Source organism: Streptomyces hokutonensis (assembly GCF_042751305.1).
Classification (GTDB): domain Bacteria; phylum Actinomycetota; class Actinomycetes; order Streptomycetales; family Streptomycetaceae; genus Streptomyces; species Streptomyces hokutonensis_A.
The window spans coordinates 54,254-73,406 of record NZ_JBHYWD010000025.1 but is presented as its reverse complement, the minus strand read 5'-3'; the positions used below and the strand labels follow the sequence as shown (position 1 = coordinate 73,406).

Below are 19,153 nucleotides of genomic sequence, written 5' to 3'. Positions count from 1 at the left end.
TGCGCCGTGCAGAACCACACCCGTTCAAGCCCCGGATGCGCATTTCTGGTGATCCCGGTCGGCCTACATCACGTGCTCGATCCGGATGGGCAGCTGGTTCTGCCGCTGTCCGGTGGCGTGGAAGACCGCGTTCGCGACAGCGGCCGCAGCGCCGATCATCGTGACCTCGCCGAGGCCCTTCACCCCGATGTCGTTGAGGAGCAGGTCGGGCTCGTCGATGAAGTCGAAGTCGATCTCCTGGATGTCGGCGTTGACTGCGACGGGGTACTCCTCCAGCGTGGTGTTGAGGAATCCGCCGAAGCGCCCGTCGACCTCGCTCGACTCGCGGAGCGCCTGGCTGATGCCCCAGACCACGCCCCCGCGGACCTGACTGGCCGCGGTGACCGGGCTGGCGACCCGTCCGCAGTCGACCACGCAGAGCGCCCTGGGCACACTGATGCGCCGTGTCGTGGCCTCGATGCGGACCTCGACGAAGTGAGCGGCCCAGCTGAAGGCCGTGAAGTCCGGGAAGACCGGACCTGCGGCGGAGAACAGGCCGGCCCGTGAACGGTCGAGCATCTCGGGGGGCTGGCCCGGTCCCACGGAGGTCACCTCCACCTCCGGCGACCCGCCTCCGGTGGTTCGGACCGCGGCTGCCACATCCACGGTCCCGGTGTCGCCCGCGCCGAGCTGCTTGCGCAGCTCGCCAAGTGCCTTGTGCACCGCGGGCAACGCGGTCGCGGTGCCCCACGCCCCGGCGGTGAGATGCTGCGGTGCGATGCGCGTGTCACCGACCCGTACGACGACGTCCCGCACGGGAACACCGAGGTCCTCCGCGACCAGGAGAGCGATGGCCGAGCGGATGCCCTGCCCCATCTCGTGGCCGTCGACACCGACAGTCACCCGGCCATCGGCCGCCGCGGACATACGGGCCACGGCCGGAGCGACCAGGACCGGGTGGCCGCCGACAGCGACGCCCAGGCCCACGAACGATCCGTCAGCGGCACGCATCGACCCCGGACGCGGATCGCGCTTGCCCCATCCGAACCGCTCAGCACCCCGCGTCAGACACTGCGCCAGGTGGCGAGAGGAGAAGGGCAGCCCGGTGACCGGGTCCGTGGCGGTGTCGTTGGCCAACCGCAGCTCGACGGGGTCCTGGCCGGTGGCGTACGCCAGTGCGTCGATGGCCGACTCGAACGCGAAGCTGGCCGGGCCCTCCATCGGAGCCCTCATGAATCCCGGCGTCTGGACATCGGTCTGAACCAGGCGCTGACGTCCCCCGAAGTGGGGTACGGCGTACAGCCTCGACGTCATCTCCGTGAACATGGCGGGGTACAGGTCGTGACGGGACGTCTGGTGCTCCGCGTCGTGGAGGGCAGCCAGGAGCCGTCCCGACGGGTCGGCGCCCAGCCGGATGCGATGACGGCTGACCGGCCGGAAGCTGCCGGTGTGGAACGTCTGCGGGCGCGGAATGACCAGCTTGACCGGACGCATCAGCCGTCGTGCGGCGAGTGCCAGTGGCCCGATGTGCGGCTGCAGTGCGTTGCGGGATCCGAAGCCGCCCCCGATGTAGGGCGAGATCACTTCGACGTCGGCCGGATCGAGGTCCAGCTGCGTAGCGACTCCGTGGCGTAGTGCGCCGGCGTTCTGGGTGCCCTCGTGCACCACGAGCCTGTCGCCCCGCCATTCCACGACCGAGCTGATCAGTTCCATCGGGACCTGGTGCTGGGCCGGGTGCAGGTAGGTCTCGTCGATCTGCACGGGGCTCGCCGCGTAGGCGGTCTCGGCGTCGCCCACCTTGACGTCGGGAAACCAGGGCAGGGCTTCTGCCTGGATGACGGAGGTGGCGCCTTCGTCGTCGATTCCGACGGTGAACGGCTCGGTCTCGTAGCGCGCCCGGACGAGTTCCGCCGCCTCGGTGGCGGCGACCGGGGTGTCGGCGACGATCAGCGCGATCGGCTGTCCCCGGTAGGCGACAACATCGCTGAGCAGCGGCTGCAGGCTCTGGAAGGAGAAGCCTCCACCCATCAGGAACCCGGCGCCACGCAGTTCGTCCTCGCTGAACCGGGTCAGGACCAGACGGACACCGGGGACCGCCTCGGCCGCGGCGGTGTCGATGGCCACGGTGCGGCCCCTGCCGATCGTGGCCACGGCGAACATGGCATACGCCAGGTCGTCCGGGACGCGGTCGGCGGCGTAGCGTGCACTGCCGGTGACCTTTTCGTGGGCATCGACGCGGCGCAGGTCCGGGGTCTTCATCGGGCGGCTCGCTTCCCGGCGGTGAGCAGTGCGTCAGTAACGGTGCGGATGCCCAGCTCCACGCGGAACGCGCCGCTGCGCGGAGGGCGGGCCTCGGCGAAGGCGACTTCCCCCGCGCGGCGGGCAGTTTCCCTGGTGAGTCGCTCGCCGGTCAGCGAGCGTTCCGCTGCCGTCGCCCGCCAGGGGCGTGTGGCGACCCCTCCCAAACCGATCCGGCAGTCCGTGACCGTTCCCTGTGCGTCCAGCGTCACGGCGGTGGCGGCCGAGGTGAGGGCGAAGGCGTAGGACTCCCGGTCACGGATCTTGTGATAGGTGGAGCCGCGACCGGCGGGTGTCGCGGGAACGCGGATCCGCAGGATCAACTCATCGGGAGCCAGGGTGTGTTCGAGCAGGGGGTTGTCTCCCGGTTCGACGTGCAGTTCGTCGAGCGGCAGCGTCCGCTCGCCTGCCGGGCCGACCACGTCGAGTTCGGCGTCGAACGCGATCAGGGCTACGGCCCAGTCGCCCGGGTAGGTGGCGATGCAGGTGTCGCTGGTGCCCAGCAGCGCGTGGGTACGGTCGAGTCCGTCGAGAGCCGCACAGCCGCTGCCGGGATTCCTCTTGTTGCAGGGGAAGTCCGCTCCGCCGCGGAAGTAGCCGCATCGCGTGCGTTGCAGCAGGTTCCCGCCGACCGTCGCCATGTTGCGCAGTTGCTGGGACGCCGCCCGCCACAAGGATTCCGACAGCGCCGGATAGTCGCGCCGTACGACCGGATGGTCGGCGACCTTGGCCATTTTCACTCCCGCACCGAACGACAGTTCGTCCTCACCCGTGCTGATCTCGGTCAGCTCGGCGAGACGGTGAATGTCGATGACGGCCGGCGGCGCCTCGATGCCGAGCTTCATCAGGTCGTACAGGGTCGTGCCACCGGCCAGGAGCTTGGTGCCCGGCTCGGCGGCGGCCAGGGCATCGACGGCCGCGGCGACGCTGTCGGGCACCAGATAGGCGAATGAGCGCACCGTCTATACCTCGCTCTGCGCGGCCTGGTCGGCCACCCGGCGGATGGCGGCGGTGATGCCGACATACGCGCCGCACCGGCACAGGTTGCCGCTCATGTACTCACGGATGTCGCCGTCGGTCCCGGTGTGGCCTTCTGCCAGGCAGGCCAGGCCGGACATCACCTGCCCAGGTGTGCAGTAGCCGCACTGCAGGGCGTCGCAGTCGACAAACGCCTGCTGCAACGGGTGCAGCGTGCCGTCGGGAGCCGCGACACCCTCGATGGTCGTCACGTCCTGTCCCGCGACCTGGACCGCCGGAGTCAGACAGGACACGACGCGACGGCCGTCGATGTGCACCGTGCAGGCGCCGCACTGCCCCTGATCGCACCCCTTCTTGGTCCCGGTCAGCACGAGACGCTCGCGCAGCACGTCGAGCAGAGACTCACGAGGATCCAGAGCGAGGCACACCTCGTCACCGTTGACGGTGAAGGCCGTCTCGACCAGGCCGGTCGGCGGCCTCGTGGTCGTCGATGTCTTCTCCATAGGGGGCTCGCTCCTTCGTTGCGACGGGCGGGTGAGCGCCTGCGGCCTTGACCGTAGAAGCGCCCGCGCAGGCGCGGGAGAGGAGGGTTTATCCATGGATCGGCGGTCTCTGCCTGGCGGAAGGTCTCGCTCAGCGGATGCGGTGTCGCTTCGGCGTCGCGGCTTCCGAGGCCGACCTTGGACGCGCCCACGCCGGCTTTCCCTTCTGAATCAGGGAACTGAACGGGTCTGGCCGCTCTGGGGCCGAAGCCCGTCGGACAACCCGCACAGACGCACATCCGCCAGGCCGTTCCTGGTCGGCATAGGTGAAGCGTCCCTCCACGGTCGACCGCTGCATGCCAGGCCGTCCGCGACGTGACAGCGCAACCTGCCGGCGATGCGCGTTCTGGATATGAGGGTGGTGTCTGGTCAGAGACGATCCGCGAGGTGCGCCCCTTGCCCGGGCTTCACCTCGGCGCCTGGACCGGGTCTCCGTGCGAGCGCACCGCTGTGGAAGGAGGCTCGGATGTGCCCTGCTCCGAGCTGAGCCCGTCCAGCAGGAGGTCACCGAGCTCGGAGAAGGCGTCGCCGGCGGTCAGGCCGGTTCTCTCCAGGAGAATCCCCGACTGGACCGCGTCGATGGTGACCGCTACGACCTGGGCGGCGAAGTGCCCGTTGAGCGCGCGGAAAGCGCCGGACTGCACGCCCTCCTCGATCAGTTCGTGGACCCGGTGCGCCGCGGCGGCGGAGTTCTTGCGGTAGATCTGCGCGGTCGGTTCGTAACCGACCATGTCGTCGTAGAAGGCGGTGGAATGCCGGCGCATGGCCGTGCCGACGCCGGTGAGGTAGACGCGGATGCGCTGCCTGGGGTCGGGCTCGGCCTGGACGGCCTGTTCGATCTCGGCTGTCGCATCCCGGAAGAAGGCGCGGGTGACCGCCAGGACCAACTGTTCCTTCGTGGAGGCGAGGCTGTACAGCGTCGCCTTGGAGCACTCCAGTCGCTGGGCGAGCTCATCCATGGTCACCGCGGTGAAGCCTTCGGTGAGGATGATCGCCTCGGCCTGGCGCAGCAGTTCGTCCCGCCGCCGGGTGTCGACGACCCGCCTGCGCGCCGTTCGGCGCGGGCGTCGGTCACGCGAGTCAGTTTGGGCCGTCACCGCAGCAGTCTCCCATGAGCGTCTCCGCCTGGAGCGGCGGATGGCCGTCCGAGCAGGAAGACTGACCTTAGCAAACGGGTACTGGCGTACCGCCTAACGTACCCGCGCCGAGCCCTCTTGAGCCTCCAGCTCCGGGTTGGCCGCTACCGGATCGAGGATCCGATGGAGATGCCGCCGTCAACGTCGAGGACGATGCCGGTGATGTAGCCGGCGGCTTCGCTGGCGAGGAAGGCCGCGGCCTCGGCGATGTCCTCGGGCCTGCCGGTGTGGCGCATCGGGACCTTGCTTGTGAGCTTGTCGCGTGCGGGGCCGTTCATGGAGGCGAGCATCGGTGTCTCGATGAGGCCGGGGGCGATGGCGTTGGCGGTGATGCCGTGGCGGGCGCCCTCCAGCGCGAGGGTGCGGGTCATGCCGACGATGCCGGCCTTGGCGGCCACGTAGTTGGTCTGGCCGAAGTTCCCGCGCCATGACATGGAGGAGAAGCTGACGATACGTCCGTAGCCCTGGCGTTTCATGGGGCCGAAGGCCGCGCGGGCGCAGTGGAAGCCGCCGGTGAGGCTGACGCCGATGACCGCGTGCCAGTCGTCGTCGGTGATGTCCTCGACGCGGTTGTCGCGGATGATGCCGGCGTTGTTGACCAGCACGTCGAGGCGGCCGAGTTCGGCGGTGACGCCGGTGATCCAGGCGTTGACCTGAGCGGAGTCGGTCACGTCCACCACGTCGGTACGGAGTTTCGAGTCGTGGGCGTCGGTGATGGTCCCGGCGGCATCGGTGAGCGCCTGTTCGTTGACGTCGGCCAGCGCGACGGTGGCGCCCTCCGCGGCGAACCGGGTCGCCATCGCGAGGCCGAGACCTTGTGCGGCCCCGGTGATGGCTACGACCCGTCCGTGGTAGCGGTTCACTTGGTGTCTGCTTTCGTGGTGGGGGGAGCGAGGAAGGCCCGCAGGGCGTCGGCGACGGAGCTTGCCGTCCAGTTGTCGGCGAAGGTAGCGAGTTCCTCGCGCAGGGCGTGCTCGGGGGCGAGGCCGTCGATCCGGTGCAGCAGCGTCTTGAGCCGTTGCTGGGCGGGACTGTTGCGGTCGGCCAACTGGTGGCAGACGCGGGTGGCGGTGTCGTCGAGGTCTGCCTCGGGCACGATCGCGTAGATCCAGCCGGTATGCGCGAAGGAGGTCGCGGGCAGCAGCTCGCCGGTGAGCAGGAGCCAGCGCGACAGTCCGCGTCCGACCGCACCGGGCAGCCGGACGCTTGACCCGCCGGCCGGTACCAGGCGCCGCTTGAGGTGGCCGTCGCCGATGAGCGTGGTGTCGGCGGCGACGACGACATCGCAGGCCAGCGCGAGTTCGAGGCCCCCGGCGACGGCGTGACCGTGCAGCACGGCGACCCATGGTTTCGGGCTGGCCGCGATACGGCTGAAGCAGGCCGACACGTCGGCCAGGAATTCGACCGGGTTCTCGCCTTGCTCGTGCAGCTGGAGGAACTGGTGGAAGTCCCCGCCGGCACAGAAACTCGGCCCCCTGCCTGCCACGGCGATGACCGCTGTGCCGGGGTCGGCCTCGGCGCTGGTGATCTGCTTGTCCAGGGCCTCTACGAGGGTGACGTCGAGGGCGTTGCGCCGCTCCGGGCGGTTGAGCAGCAGCCACCGGACGGGGCCGCGTTGCTCGACGAGGAGAGGTTCGGGGTCGGTCAACGTGGCTCCGGGGTGGCGAGTTCGGTCCGTCGGCGCTTGCGCAGCAGGTAGCGCTGGGTTTTGCCGCTGGGCGTCTTGGGCAGGGCGTCGATGAAGTGGATGGTGCGCGGGTAGGCGTGGGCGGCGTAGCGGGTCTTGACCAACTGCTGTAGTTCGGTGGCCAGGTCCTCCGAGGCGTCGGTGCCGTCGCGGAGGACGACGTATGCCTCGATGACCTCGCCGCGGACGTCGTCGGGTGCGCCGATGACGCTGCACTCGGCGACGGCGGGGTGCTGGGCGAGGACGCTCTCGATCTCGAACGGCCCGATCCGGTAGCCGGCCATGATGATGACGTCGTCGTCGCGGGAGGAGAAGAAGAAGTCGCCGTCGGCGTCGATGCGCCCGGCGTCGCCCGTGAGATACCAGCGGCCGTCGACGGTGAACTTGGCGTCGCTCTGGCCTGGGATCTGGTAGTCGCGGAAGGTCATCAGCGGGCTGGCGGCGACATCGATCGCGACCCGGCCGAGCACGCCTGGTCCGGCGGGTTCGTCCTTGTCGTCGGCCAGGACGGTGAGACTCCAGCCGGGTACCGGCCGGCCCATCGATCCGGCCTTGAGGGGGCGGGCGAGTTCGGGGTGGTGGTGGTTGGCCAGGGGCATGCCGACCTCGGTCTGGCCGAAGTGATCGTGCACCGCCAGGCCGAGCACGGCGCCGGCCCACTCGTTGACCTCGGGAGTCAGGGGCTCGCCCGCGCTGGACGCCCGCTCCAGGCTCAGCCCTGGCGGCACCGGCACCGACGAGGAGCGCAGTCCCCGGTACACGGTCGGGGCGGCGGCGAAGTCGGTGACCTTGTGGTCGACGAGGGTGCGCCAGGTCTTCTCCGGTGAGAACCCGCCGGACAGCAGCAGGCTGGAGATGCCGGCGGCCAGCGGAGCGACGATCGCGGAGTACAGCCCGTATGCCCAGCCTGGATCGGCGGCACACCAATAGCTGCTGTCCTGGGTGACGCCCATGCCGTACTCCAGGTAGACCTGCCATCCGGCGATGTAGGAGACGGGGTGGATGACTCCCTTGGGCTTGCCGGTGGTGCCGGAGGTGAACATGTGCACCAGCGGTCCGTCCCCGCTCGTTGTGACGGCCGGCACCGGCTCCGGCGGTACTGCGGCGACAAGGTCGGCCAGCGAGGCGTCGCCGCGCCGCGTGCCGGTTCCGGTGACGACGATGCGGCGCTGAGGGTCGTCCGGCATGTCGGGGCCCGGGTCGAGTTTGTGGCGCTGGTCCGGGTCGACGACCACGACGTGCGCACCCGAACCTTCCAGGCGCAGGGCGATGGCCTGGGGCGCGAACGCGGTGAACAGCGGGACGTAGACCGCGCCGAGCCGCCAGATCGCGAGGATGACGGTGACCAGGTCGGTGCTCTTGCCCATCAGGGTCGCCACCCTGTCCCCCGGACCGACCCCGAGCCCCTGAAGCGCCCGCGCATACCGGTGCGAGTCGGCGGCGAGCTCGCCGAAGGTCAGGGCGGAAGCCTTGCCGTCACTGTCGACCACGGTGAACGCGACGCGGTCGGCGGGGTGCCGGTCGCACAGCAGCCCGGCCGCGTCGAGGGAAGAGGCCGTGAAGGTCTCGGTCAGCTCGGCGACCCGGTCGGCGGCGCTCATCGCTGGTCCTTGCGGTCGATGACCGGCAGGACCAGACGGCTGGGGTGGCTCGGCCCGTGATGGATGTGGTTGACCGCGGGAATCATCTGCTCCTCGCTCTCCCGGGCGATGACGCCGCCGGTGTTGGTGTTGCGGTCGTAGCGGGGGAAGTTGCTGCTGGAGACGTCCACGCGGATGCGGTGACCGGGAAGGAACACGTTCGAGGTGGCCGTCATGTCGACGGTGATCTCGTAGACCGTGCCGGGCTCCATCAACTCTTCCGCAGCGAGGCCGCCCCGGTAGCGGGCGCGCAGGATCCCGTCGCACAGGTTGATCGCTTTGCCGTCGGGGAAGACGTCGACGAGCTTGGCGGTGAAGTCGGTGTCCACCGCCGACGAGGAGACGAACAGGGTCAGGCTGACCGGACCGGTGACCTCGACGGCCTCTTCGAGCACGGGCGTGGCGAAGCACAGAACGTCCTCGCGGGCGGCGACCGTCCGCTGGTCGACCGGGCCGCCGAAACCCGGTGTCATCGGCAGGCACGCCCCGCCGGCCGTGGGAACCGGGCGGCGCGGGTCGTAGAGGTAGGTGTCGTGTCCGGCGTCGGTCGGCGGATCGGCCGTCAACACCCCGTCGCCACCAGCTGTGTTGGCGTGACCGGCGCTCGTCAGGTGGAAGTCGGTCCACCTCGTGTCGGGCAGCGGCCACTCCTGTTCGTCGCGCCACTGGTCGATGCCCATCACGAAGATCTTCACCGGTGCCACGTCGTCCAGAGCAGTGGTGTCGCCGCGCAGCCAGCGGTCGAAGAACTTCACATGCAGACCGGTCAGGCCGAGCATCTGCGCACTGGCCAGCGGGCCGAAGGAGCGGTCGGGATAGATGCCACTCGTGGCCATGTGATCCCACGGGCCGATGATCAGCCGTTGCCCCTCGCGCGCCTGTGCACTGCCTGCCTGTCGGCGGGCGGTGGTGTAGGTGCGGATGGTCTGGCCGATGTAGAGGTCGTACCAGCCGCCGATGTTCAGTGCCGGGGCCGTGACGTTCTTGAGCTCGGGGGTGAGCTCCATGGCGTCCCAGTACCAGTCGTGGGAGGGGTGGGCCATCCAGTCGTCCCACCACTTGCCGTACGCCGCCAGGACCGGAACCTCGGCCGTCGGCAACACGTCGTTGAGAGGCTCGGGGAACAGGGCCGCCTGACCGAGCTGCTGCAGCTGGGACAGGGTGTCCTCGCCGGCTGCCAGAGAACGCTGCGCGTCGGCCGCGTACATGATGGCGTTCCACCACGTGACCACGCTCAGTGAGAGCGCACCGCCCGCGGAGTACCAGGGCGACTCGTAGTTGTCGATCGAGGTGAAGGTCGGCGCGATCGCCTTGAGCGCGGGGGCGCCGGTCACGGCGGTTTCCCACTGGACCATCCCGAGGTAGGACGGCCCGTACATGCCCACCGTGCCGTCCGACCATGGCTGGTCGGCGATCCAGGCGACGGTGTCCTCGCCGTCGGCCCGGTCGGCCATGTGGGGAATGAACTCGCCTTCCGAGCGGTGGGTGCCCCGGCAGTCCTGCACCACCACCGCGTAGCCGGCCTCCACCAAGGTCAGGAGGTCGGGGATGGCTGACTGGCCGAAGCCCATCGCGTCCTTGCCGTACGGCAGGCGCACGAGCAGCGCCGGAGCCTGCCCCTCGGCCGGATGCCACACGTTGGCGGCCAGCGCCACGCCGTCACGCATCGGAACCTGGACATCTATGTCGTACAGGTGCTGCATCTGTGCTCCTCGTTGAGCTGATGGCGTTCCCCGGGATGTGGGTACGTTAAGAGGTACTTTCGTACCCTGTCAATTACCCGAGCGGGGGTCGACCTCTCGCGATTCACCTGCGCGGGCACCCTGCCCAGCCTGCGGACAGATCGCCCGGCGACGGGAACCCGGGGAGAACCCAAGGCCCGCGAGGCATGTCGGTGGGGGTGCCTCGCGCCGGCTCCTCAATGCCACCGCGGTCGAGGGGCGGCTTCCGAACGGGTACGGGCCAGGTGGCCGCCGGCTCCAGCCGGGGCCCCGGAGACGACGTGCCGGGTGGCCGTCCGGCCGATGAGTACCGGGCGCGGCACTTCGTCGGAATCTCAGGGAAGGACTGTTCGGTCGGGGTCGACTGGGGCGAAGGCGAGGGCGGTGACCGAACCGCCCATCGCCTCTATTGCGGCCGTCAGCCGAAAGACCTCGCTGCCTGCCGCGGGGCTTCGAGCCGAAGGGGCATCGAGGAGGAGACGCTCAGCGTGCTCGCGGGAAGGCGCTGCGGGCGGCGGGCGGCGGGCGGCGGGCGGCGGGCGGTGGCGGGCGCGTCCGCGGTGGGGTGGCGGTCAGTTGTGCAGGGCGCGCAGGACCTTTGTAGAAAGCAGCCTTGCTCTCGAAGCCGACGCCGGGGGTGTCGGTCAGGCCGACACGGCTCTTCTCGACAACGGCGTCGTCGGCGAAGCCGCCGGTGGGCTGGAACTCGCCCGGGTAGGACTCGTTGCCGCCAAGCTTGAGGGCGGCTGCGATGTGCAGGAAGAACTGGCGTCCGCCGTGCGGGATGCAGCGGCGCGATGACCAGCCGTGCTGACGGAGCATGTCCTGGAGTGCGCAGGTACTCCACCAGACCGTAGGAGAGCGCGGGGCCGACCTGGATGGTGTCGCGGTCGGGGCGCAGGCCGCCGTAGCGGATCAGTTTGCGGGCGTCCTGGAGGGAGAAGAGGTTCTCGCCCGTGGCGATGGAGCCGGTGTAGTGCTCGGCGACGGTGGCGTTGAGGTGGTAGTCGAGCGGGTCGCCGATCTCCTCGTACCAAAACAGTCCGTAGGGCTCGATGGCCCGCCCGTACAAAGAGCGACCTCGCTTACGCGGAACTCCGCGATCGGATCCTCTCCGGCACTCTTCCCGCCGGGTCACGGCTCGCCCAGTACGATCTCGCCGAGTCCCTCAACATGAGCATCACGCCCCTGCGCGGGGCCATCCGCCGCCTCTGCAGCGAGGGACTCGTCACCGTCGAAACCCACCGCGACGTCCGGATCTCCGTCATGATCTCGAACGAGGCCCGCCAGCTTTTCGAAGTCCGCCTGTCCCTGGACCCGACCGCCGCCGAACTTGCCGCCCAGCGACGGACCGACGCCGACATCGCGATCATGCAGGCCGCTGTCGACAAGCTCCTCCCCGTCACTCGTCAATGGGGGGAAGAGGCGCTCACGGCCCACCGTGCCTTCCACCAGGCGCTGTACCGGGCCTCGCGCAACGACGTCCTGATCCGTCTCCTGGACGATCTGTGGGACAAGTCCGACCGCTACCGGCGCCTCGGTCTCGAACTCCCGCCCGGCGACGAACCCCGCACCCGGGACCTACAGGAACACCACCGACTTGTCTCCCTCATCGTGGACGGCCGCGCCGCTGAAGCCGCCCAGCTGATGCGAGGCCACATCACCCACAGCCTCACCGCTACCGCCATCAGCGCCCTCGAAGACCGCGAGGGCCTTCGGGCGACGTGACGCGCGGCGACCGGGCGCCGTCGTAATGCATGAGGGGAGAGGACTGATGGGAGTGCGTGAACTGGAGTATTTCCTGCCAGTCGTCGACTACGGCAGCTTCAAGCGTGCCTTCGCCCGGCACGTCTCGCAGTCACACCTGCTCCCTGCCATAGCGTTTGGCGGTCTGCCTGCAGCCATGTTGACGGACACCACGTGTGGTGACAAACGAGTGGGGATCCGCTTCCACGCGCCAGTGCACTGCCGACGCCGGAACAAGGTCGTAGCCCCGGTCCCGCGGTCCGTACCGATCGGGCACGCCGCGCAATAGTGCACTGTCCGGATCCGCCAAGGCATTGCGTCGATCAACTGTCGCCGGGACCAGGTCTCCTGGGTGGTCCCGGCCTCCACCCTGTTGTGCGGCTGTTCGCCGCCGCTTGCCGACGAGCGCTTCACCCAGTCAACCCCCGCCAGCAAAACTCACAAGTGAGTGAAGTTCACGCACTGATGCGTGACTTTCACCAAATTACTTAGTGGATTTTGATATAATGGTGGTCATTTTGGTTCCCTGGGAGGGTGAGTGAGTCAGAGTCAGAAGCCGTCGGCTGAGACCGCGGTGACCGCGACCGAGGCCCGTACGGAGCTCTTCGCCCTGGTGAAGCGCGCCGAGGAGGACGGGGTCTCGACGCTGATCCACAAGAGGGATGATCACGCCCTGCTGGTACCGCTGGCCCGGTTTCCGGCAGCCCGGCAGCCCGGCGCATTCCCGTCCCACGTCCTGAGCGCGGCACAGAAGGACTTCGGTGATCTCATCACGCGGGCAGCTCAAGGCGAGCCGCAGGTGCTCCGACGGAACACCACGCCCGTCGCAGTGCTGCTCTCCGTCACCGCCGACTCAAGTACTCCCTCGTCCGACACAGCCGCGCATCCGGGCGCGGCGTCCGCAGGAGGTGCGGTGAACAGCCCACACACTCAGGACCGCGGCAGCACGCCGCGCAGGCTCACCAGGCTGGGTGACGCCATGGGGGCCGTCCTCACCTCCGGCCCCGCAGGAGGCCCCACGTTCGGACTGCCCGGCCTGGACGCCGCGACGGGCGGTCTGCAGCCGGGCAAACTGACGCTCGTCGCAGCTCGCCCGAGCGTCGGCGGAAGCCTGCTCGGTCTGGCGGCCGCACGGCAGACGGCGCTCGTCGACCACGACATGGTCTTGTACGCGGCGTCGGGCCCCAACCGGGACGACATCTTCCGCCGGATCGTTGCCGCGGAGACCGGGGGCGACTACCCGCGCCTGAAGCAGGGCCGCCTCACCGAGTACGAGCAGGAGGTCGCCCACCAGTTGGTCCAGGCGGGCGACCTGCTGATGATCGACGACGGCAGCGATCTGACCGCCACCGACATTGCGGAGACCGCCCCGCACATGGAGGGTCTGGCCCTCGTGGTTGTGGACCGTCTCCAGGCCGCCCACAGTGCCCGCCTGCCGTTGTCCGGGGACCGTCTCCCGGACGCGTCCCAGGTCCTGGCCACGCTCGCGCGCACCCTGCATGTGCCGGTCCTCGCCATCGTCGACAGCGACGACCCCGCGCTCCTTGGACTCCTCGACGCCGACGTCACGCTGACGCTCACGCCGACCGAGGACCCCGCCAGGGTCCGGGTGACGGTCGCCGAGCGTGACCTCGGCGCGATCGGCTCGGCATACCTGAGCCCCGACCTGCTGCACGCCCGCTTCCTCGACGCCGGCAGCGACCCCGCCGCCCGTACGGGCGGTGAAGAACCCGCGCGACCTCTGGGCACTGCCGTGGAACGGGAGTTGGCCGAGGCTGCACTTCCGTACACGTCCGGGGCCCGGCAGGGACTGCCCGCGGCCGTCACCCATCTACTGGCCGCGCTGCGCACCGCACTCACCAACGGTGACCAGGACGCCCTGAACGAACTCGGGCCATCGCTCGCCGAACTCGCCGCGGCACCGTCGCAACTGCCGGACACCGATGAGGGACGTCGCCTCGCCGCCGCGCTGAACGCCTACAGCAACACCACCGCGCATGCCGGCACCGTCGAGCAGCCCGCCGAGGTCAGCAGCAGGCGTGTCCCTGACGACGAGGACGAGGCAGAAGGCGAGGTGGAACTTCAGCCGGGGGATGAGGAGGACGAGCCGGAGACAGCGGTCTTCCCCGCGTTGAAGATCCTCAAGGATGCGGTCGACCGCTCGAAGATGCATCCGGTCCCGGTCATCGGCATCGAGGCGCGGGAGAGCGATCCGTGGCAGCTGATCAGTGAGCACATGGATGGCGAGCCCCGCTGGGTCCACCCCGATGTCACCAGTACGCGCGTGCCCTATATCCGGGAGAACGGGAAGCGGGTCCGGCGTGACCAGCTCGGCGTGCCCGACTCGTTCGGCGCGGGGGTGATGTGCCTGATCGACCGCAACGGCTCCTACCCGTCTGCCTGTTCAGCCGTCCCCCTGGCCCCGAACAAGCTGCTGCACACCGGGCTCCTTGAGGAGTTCGACAAGGCCAGTGCCGGCATCTACCTCATCGACATCCCGGAGTGGACGCGCACGGACATGCCGCACCCGTTGGGGCGGATCATCGACCGGCCCGACGACCAGGGCCGGGTGTGGGTCACCACCCCACACATCAAGCTGCTCGTCAAGCTCGTCCGTGACCGCCACATCGCCGCGATGCCGACCATCCATGACTCGTGGACCGGAAAGGCCAACGAGTCGCTGTTCAAGCCCTTCTACGCTGCTGCCCGGCAGGCACGCTCCGAGCTCGTCGAGGCCGGCGGTCAGCCGTACAAGGAGTACAAGACGCGGCTGTCGATCGCGTTGCGTCTGCTGTGGCCCAAGCGGCAGGAACAGCGTTCCCCGTTCTGGCGGCCGGACTGGCGCATGAGCATGGTCGCCGAGGCGTCCGTCCGTCACTGGGTCGCGGCCTTCAATGCGGTCCTGGCGGGCCACAGGCTCATCGCCCTGCGCAACGTGGATGCGGCCGTCTTCTGGACACCGCCCGACACGCCCCCGGACACGTACCGGATCGGGACCGGCTTCGGCGAGGTCAAGGCGAAGTTCATCGAGGCCGGGCTGATGATCCCCGAGGGTGACGACTGATGGCCGGCCCCACCGGACGCGGGGGATCCCTCGGTGCCGCTCTCAATGACCTCCTGCGCGCCCAGGTCACACCCCGCCACCGGCTGTCGTCCTACAACGCCAAGCACTGGCACGCTCAGCTCTCCCAGCTCACTGGAACCCGACGCGGATACGAGGCCCTGGAAACCGCCGGCCTCGACGTCCGGCCCGACACGCTCTTCAAGTGGCTGTCGGATGCCGAGTACAACGTCCGCCGCGGCTACCGCGACCTCATCCACACCGCCTACGAGAACGTCGCGATCGTCCCCGCCGACCCGCTCCCGAACCTCATCACGGAGGGTCAATACGAGATCAGTGGTGTCGTCAAGACCGGGACCGACGAACGCACGCGCGGCACGGTGGACGCCGCCCCCCTGCGGATCGACGGCACCCGGGGTCACTGGGACGCGATCGAGGAACTCTGGCTCGCCGGCCAGCTCACCGACGACGAACTCGAGGACCACTTCATCGACGACGTCATCGTGGAGGACATCGGCGAAGGCACCGACGGATGGGAGTTCCCCGGCGCCTCGTACTCCGTCGAAGTCAGGTAACCGCCGACACGAAGAGGTGACGGCCTGCGGCGGCTTGATGCATCGTCACCAGCCGGTCGGAGACGCCACGGAGAGGAAGTGCACATGGCTCAGCTGAAGATCCGGGACCTGTACGGCCTGCTGCGCCAGGCTCCCCGGCGGCAGGACCTGCAGCAGCACGGCATCCGGCTCGTGTACGACGGCACGGCCCTGTACCTGTCCACCGCCGCCCACCCGGACACCGTGATCGCCCGGGCCAGCACCTGCGGGTTCACGACCGGGCCGCGGGAGGCGACCGCGTACGGCGCCAGCATCACCAGCGTGGAGGTGTGGCTGCGCATCAACCCCGAGTACGGCGACCACCTCATCGACGTCTCCCCGTTCTGGCCGACCAGGCCCGCCATGATCGCGTTCACCGCGGGCGGCGGGCACACGGCGGCGTTCCCGGTGATCGCTTGCCCGACGGCGCCGGCCGACCGGCGCCCATAACGCGGCTGCCGTCGAGGGGAAGGACCGAGAAGTGAACGGACGCTGCCCGCGCTGCACGGAGACGCACAATGTGCGTGTCCGCCGGGGCGACAAGATCAGCAATCATGACTGCCCCGCGTGTGGCACCCTTCTGCAAGGCGTGGCCTCCGGTTGCGGCCGAGGCCGGTATCTGTGCCCCATCGGCGGGTTCGTCGTCACCCTCGGGCAGACGGCCGTCCAACTCGACCGTTCCATGCGCCTGCTCTTCCGACCTGGAGAATTCGGCCGCTGGAAGCACGTCGCCGAGCCCGGCGAGTTCGACGCCGAACGCCTGGAACGGGTGGGCGGACGCGTCCTTGGAACGGGCTGTGTGGTGTCCGACTGCTAGGACCCGACCTCGGCCGTCCGGTGGGCTGGAAGTGGCAGGCCGGCCTGGTCCTGGTCGACGCCGACGACGTCGGGGATCCGGCCACATGGCTGGTCAACGAGCGGCTGACCTACCGTCAGTGCGCGGCCTGCGCCAGCCGTATCCCCGACCTCCCCGAACATCACGTCCCGGCCGAGTGGACGCCAACCCCCAGAGTTCTTGGCTCTGCTCGCGGCTGCGTTCGGCGTACTGGCCTGGATTGTCGGTGCTCGTTCATAGGATCACGGCATGCCTGATGCCTTCACCGTCCTGTGGACCCACGACACGTGCAAGGCCCTGCGTAAGGCAGGGCGTGTGGATGAGCGGCCTCCGGTCGCGTTCAGCGGTGTCCATACCTCGCTGCCCGCCTGGTCGGGGGCGCAGGCCGGGGACGAGGTGTATGCGGTGCACGTCAACCGGGGCACGGTGTTCGTGGTGAGCCGGATGCGGGTGCTCGACATGGAACGGGGCGCCTGTTGCGGGGCCGCCCCCGCGACGTGGCAGGACGAGGCGTTCCCCGGACACGCCGCGTGGTCGATGCTCGGTGCTGGCGGGTGCGGCGCCGCACCCGTGCATGTTGACGCGACGCCCGTACGCTTCGACGTGCCGGTCCCCGCCGACCTCCTGGCGCAGCTCACCTGGCGTAACCGCCGAGGTCAGACCCGCGGACTGAAACACGTGGTCGACGGGCGTCTGGAGCGCGCGGTGAGCCTCCAGGGGTTCTACCGTCTGACCCCCGAGTCGGCCGGGGAGCTGGAACACGTCGTCGGCAGCACCGTCTCTTGAACCGGCCGGCTCAAGGGGCCGGGTAAGGGCGTGTGTGACCGCGTCGGACGTAGTCGTCGGCCGATGCGGCGACGAACCCCAGTTCTCCCTGGCGTCCGTGGGCTTAGGTGGCCGACCTCAAACGCCAGGGCGACACCTTCGACCTCGCGCTGACGCGGATGTGGTGGGCCAGCCTCGGGGCCGTCACCGCGCCAGCCTGAGGCGTGCTGTCTCTGCGGCATGCGACGCTGCTTTGATCAGCCCGAGTTCACCGGCACTGCGGATGAACGCGGCGATGTAGCCGGAGGCCGACCAGACGGCGACGACGATGCCGACCACGGCCACGACGGAGCCGAGTCCGCCGGTGGTCTGGAGTTGGCGTACGGCGTCGCTGATGATGTTCCGGGCCGAACTCGGCGCCAGTTTCTCGATGTTGTCCAGCACCTGCTGGGTCGTCGACCTGCCGGCGATGCCGAGCAGTGAGACCAGGACCAGCAGCGCGGGGAAGAACGAGAGAACCCCGTAGTACGTCAACGCGGCGGCCCGGTCGGCGAGTTCGTCGGCCTGGAACTCCTTGACCGTGCCCTTGAGCATCGCCCACCAGGACCGCTTCGGCAGATTCGTGGGCCGGGGCGGCGCCCGGCGCTCGACCTGCTCTTCTGGTCCCGGTGTTTGTGGCATACGAGTGGGGTTACCCGGCTCTGCCCGACCGTGCGTCGGTGACGCCCTCGCCCTTTCGGTGATCTGCTCAGCCGCTCAGGATGCCCGGCGCCGCCAGTACCGCCAGCAGCGTCGTGCCCACCAGCAGCCATGCCACGTAGTCGCCGATGTGGCCGGACTGGAGGCGTCGCCAGCGGACTGCGAGCGCGAGTACAGCCGGGCGCCCTCGGGGCCACAGGTGCGGCGGAGGCGGTCGGGGACGAGCGTATGCAGGACGGTCGGCCTGGCCGTCGTGCGATCGGTGACCCCGGCGGCGAGCCTCCAGGACTCCAGTACGGCCACCTCGCGTCCCCGCCTGGCCAGCTCCCAGGCGGTACCGAGCCGCGATGCCGCAGCCGACCACCGCGACGTCGACGGAGAGTCATGGGACGGCGGGGGAGCGGGCTCGCCGGGTGGTGCGGTCTCCAGCCAATACGACCCATGGAGTCCTGCCGTGGCGTTCATCGAGGCCGGGTGCCCCGTGGCGACGGACACGCGGAGCTACGCCGCCGCCGCAGTACGGCTTCCTCCACGGCACCCTGGGTGGCCGGCTCGCCGAAGCGGACGCCCGCGCCCAGGTCGTCGAGGGCCGGGGCGATGGTCCGGCCCTCCTCGAAGAGTTCGACGACCCTGGGATTGATGTACGAGGCGCGACAGACCGCGGGTGTGTTCCCCGGATAGCCGGCCACCTCACGGACGACGGCACGCGTCGCCGCGCGTCCGCGGGCGGTGCGGGATGCCGCGGCGACGGGTTCCGCCACGGCGAGGGCGCTATCAGAGCACCGGTTTCAGGCAACGGCCGCGACACTAGGACAGTGGACGCGAATGACGAGACCTGCGATCAGCAGTTGCCTCTGCCTCCCAGACCAGTTCTGCCAGACATGGCTGCAGCACGCAGTCGCGGGCCGGCTGACGTTGTCGAGGCTCATTGGCAATCCCTACGACTCAGCTGGCAGTGGAGGCATGCAGTACACCAGATCCGCACGCCCGGACGCCCATATCCGGGCATCGTTCCGCTGCTGGAGGCTGCCGCCGCTCAACCACGACTCCGGCGGCTGTATCCGTTCACCAGCCACTTCGTCCTGCTCTTCAGCAGCTCCACCAGCTACCCCTGGACTGTGGAGGCCGGATCGATCGAGCCCTTGCACAACGGCCGGTTCAAGGTTCGCCGACGCAGTCCTTTCGCCGTGATCGGCGAAGTCGAGACCGCCGAAGAGGCTGTGGCCCTCGTGCTTGAACTCCTGCCCACCGGCCCCGAGCCCGTCATCACCGCCTCCACGGACGAGCCCGTGTGACAGTGTGTGGCCACGCCCATCGATATCAGCACCCCGCAGCCTCTACTCAAGATCATTCACGAGAAAGCGGAGAGAGCCGCCGAACCGGTCCGGGCCGACATCCCCAGCCCCCGCAAGATCATCTCGTGGATCATGCGACACCGCGAGACACTCACCGACAGCCAGAACGAGCAGCTGC

16 protein-coding genes and 3 pseudogenes are annotated in these 19,153 nt (G+C 69.3%); 8 read left to right on the top strand and 11 right to left on the bottom strand.

Translation table 11 applies throughout. The features are described 5' to 3' along the window. Positions 1–63: 63 nt before the first annotated feature. The 9 genes from ACFXC1_RS41920 to ACFXC1_RS41880 all read right to left on the bottom strand — a co-directional run bounded on the left by ACFXC1_RS41920 (position 64) and on the right by ACFXC1_RS41880 (position 10,803). Positions 64–2,238: a xanthine dehydrogenase family protein molybdopterin-binding subunit gene (locus tag ACFXC1_RS41920; RefSeq protein WP_381253145.1), complete on the bottom strand. Its 2,175-nt coding sequence runs from the start codon at positions 2,236–2,238 to the stop codon at positions 64–66. Beyond that, positions 2,235–3,236: an FAD binding domain-containing protein gene (locus tag ACFXC1_RS41915; RefSeq protein WP_381253142.1), complete on the bottom strand. Its 1,002-nt coding sequence runs from the start codon at positions 3,234–3,236 to the stop codon at positions 2,235–2,237. Before ACFXC1_RS41915 ends, ACFXC1_RS41920 begins: the two co-directional genes overlap by 4 nt. A 3-nt stretch (positions 3,237–3,239) precedes the next feature. Next, positions 3,240–3,758 (bottom strand): (2Fe-2S)-binding protein, encoded by a 519-nt coding sequence (locus ACFXC1_RS41910; protein WP_381253140.1) that lies wholly within the window; start codon positions 3,756–3,758, stop codon positions 3,240–3,242. Positions 3,759–4,204: 446 nt separating this feature from the next. Then, the gene (locus ACFXC1_RS41905; protein WP_381253137.1) at positions 4,205–4,894 is read right to left on the bottom strand and encodes a TetR/AcrR family transcriptional regulator; all 690 of its coding nucleotides are present in this window, start codon (positions 4,892–4,894) and stop codon (positions 4,205–4,207) included. Positions 4,895–5,037: 143 nt separating this feature from the next. Then, on the bottom strand, positions 5,038–5,796 hold the full coding sequence (locus ACFXC1_RS41900) for an SDR family oxidoreductase (protein ID WP_381253134.1): 759 nt from the start codon (positions 5,794–5,796) through the stop codon (positions 5,038–5,040). Continuing rightward, the gene (locus tag ACFXC1_RS41895) at positions 5,793–6,581 is read right to left on the bottom strand and encodes an enoyl-CoA hydratase/isomerase family protein (protein WP_381253132.1); all 789 of its coding nucleotides are present in this window, start codon (positions 6,579–6,581) and stop codon (positions 5,793–5,795) included. Before ACFXC1_RS41895 ends, ACFXC1_RS41900 begins: the two co-directional genes overlap by 4 nt. Continuing rightward, positions 6,578–8,221 (bottom strand): AMP-binding protein, encoded by a 1,644-nt coding sequence (locus tag ACFXC1_RS41890; RefSeq protein ID WP_381253130.1) that lies wholly within the window; start codon positions 8,219–8,221, stop codon positions 6,578–6,580. The genes ACFXC1_RS41895 and ACFXC1_RS41890 overlap by 4 nt, the downstream gene beginning before the upstream one ends. Continuing rightward, a complete protein-coding gene (locus ACFXC1_RS41885) occupies positions 8,218–9,963 on the bottom strand; it encodes a CocE/NonD family hydrolase (RefSeq protein WP_381253127.1) in 1,746 nt (581 codons plus the stop codon). Before ACFXC1_RS41885 ends, ACFXC1_RS41890 begins: the two co-directional genes overlap by 4 nt. A gap of 501 nt (positions 9,964–10,464) precedes the next feature. Next, a complete protein-coding gene (locus ACFXC1_RS41880) occupies positions 10,465–10,803 on the bottom strand; it encodes a hypothetical protein (protein ID WP_381253124.1) in 339 nt (112 codons plus the stop codon). Between the two features lie 273 nt (positions 10,804–11,076). Between ACFXC1_RS41880 and ACFXC1_RS41875 the strand changes: the two are divergent. The 7 genes and pseudogenes from ACFXC1_RS41875 to ACFXC1_RS41845 form a co-directional block, all read left to right on the top strand. Then, a pseudogene (locus tag ACFXC1_RS41875) lies at positions 11,077–11,217 on the top strand (GntR family transcriptional regulator); the annotation flags it as partial. A gap of 30 nt (positions 11,218–11,247) precedes the next feature. Beyond that, positions 11,248–11,709 (top strand): FadR/GntR family transcriptional regulator, encoded by a 462-nt coding sequence (locus ACFXC1_RS41870; protein WP_381253346.1) that lies wholly within the window; start codon positions 11,248–11,250, stop codon positions 11,707–11,709. Positions 11,710–12,265: 556 nt separating this feature from the next. Further along, positions 12,266–14,791 (top strand): DnaB-like helicase C-terminal domain-containing protein, encoded by a 2,526-nt coding sequence (locus ACFXC1_RS41865; RefSeq protein ID WP_381253122.1) that lies wholly within the window; start codon positions 12,266–12,268, stop codon positions 14,789–14,791. After that, the gene (locus ACFXC1_RS41860) at positions 14,791–15,363 is read left to right on the top strand and encodes a hypothetical protein (RefSeq protein ID WP_381253119.1); all 573 of its coding nucleotides are present in this window, start codon (positions 14,791–14,793) and stop codon (positions 15,361–15,363) included. Before ACFXC1_RS41865 ends, ACFXC1_RS41860 begins: the two co-directional genes overlap by 1 nt. Before the next feature lie 84 nt (positions 15,364–15,447). Then, entirely contained in the window at positions 15,448–15,831 is a 384-nt protein-coding gene (locus ACFXC1_RS41855) for a hypothetical protein (RefSeq protein WP_381253117.1), read from the top strand. Positions 15,832–15,970: 139 nt separating this feature from the next. Continuing rightward, entirely contained in the window at positions 15,971–16,198 is a 228-nt protein-coding gene (locus ACFXC1_RS41850; protein ID WP_381253115.1) for a hypothetical protein, read from the top strand. A gap of 267 nt (positions 16,199–16,465) precedes the next feature. Further along, entirely contained in the window at positions 16,466–17,002 is a 537-nt protein-coding gene (locus tag ACFXC1_RS41845) for a hypothetical protein (protein ID WP_381253113.1), read from the top strand. A gap of 252 nt (positions 17,003–17,254) precedes the next feature. Here the strand turns inward: ACFXC1_RS41845 and ACFXC1_RS41840 are convergent. Further along, positions 17,255–17,662: pseudogene (locus tag ACFXC1_RS41840) on the bottom strand (YihY/virulence factor BrkB family protein); the annotation flags it as partial. A 479-nt stretch (positions 17,663–18,141) separates the two neighbouring features. Further along, positions 18,142–18,450 (bottom strand): annotated as a pseudogene (locus tag ACFXC1_RS41835) (DNA topoisomerase IB); the annotation flags it as partial. Positions 18,451–18,495: 45 nt separating this feature from the next. Here ACFXC1_RS41835 and ACFXC1_RS41830 point away from each other — a divergent pair. Beyond that, a complete protein-coding gene (locus tag ACFXC1_RS41830; RefSeq protein WP_381253111.1) occupies positions 18,496–18,975 on the top strand; it encodes a DUF6193 family natural product biosynthesis protein in 480 nt (159 codons plus the stop codon). Positions 18,976–19,153: the final 178 nt, after the last annotated feature.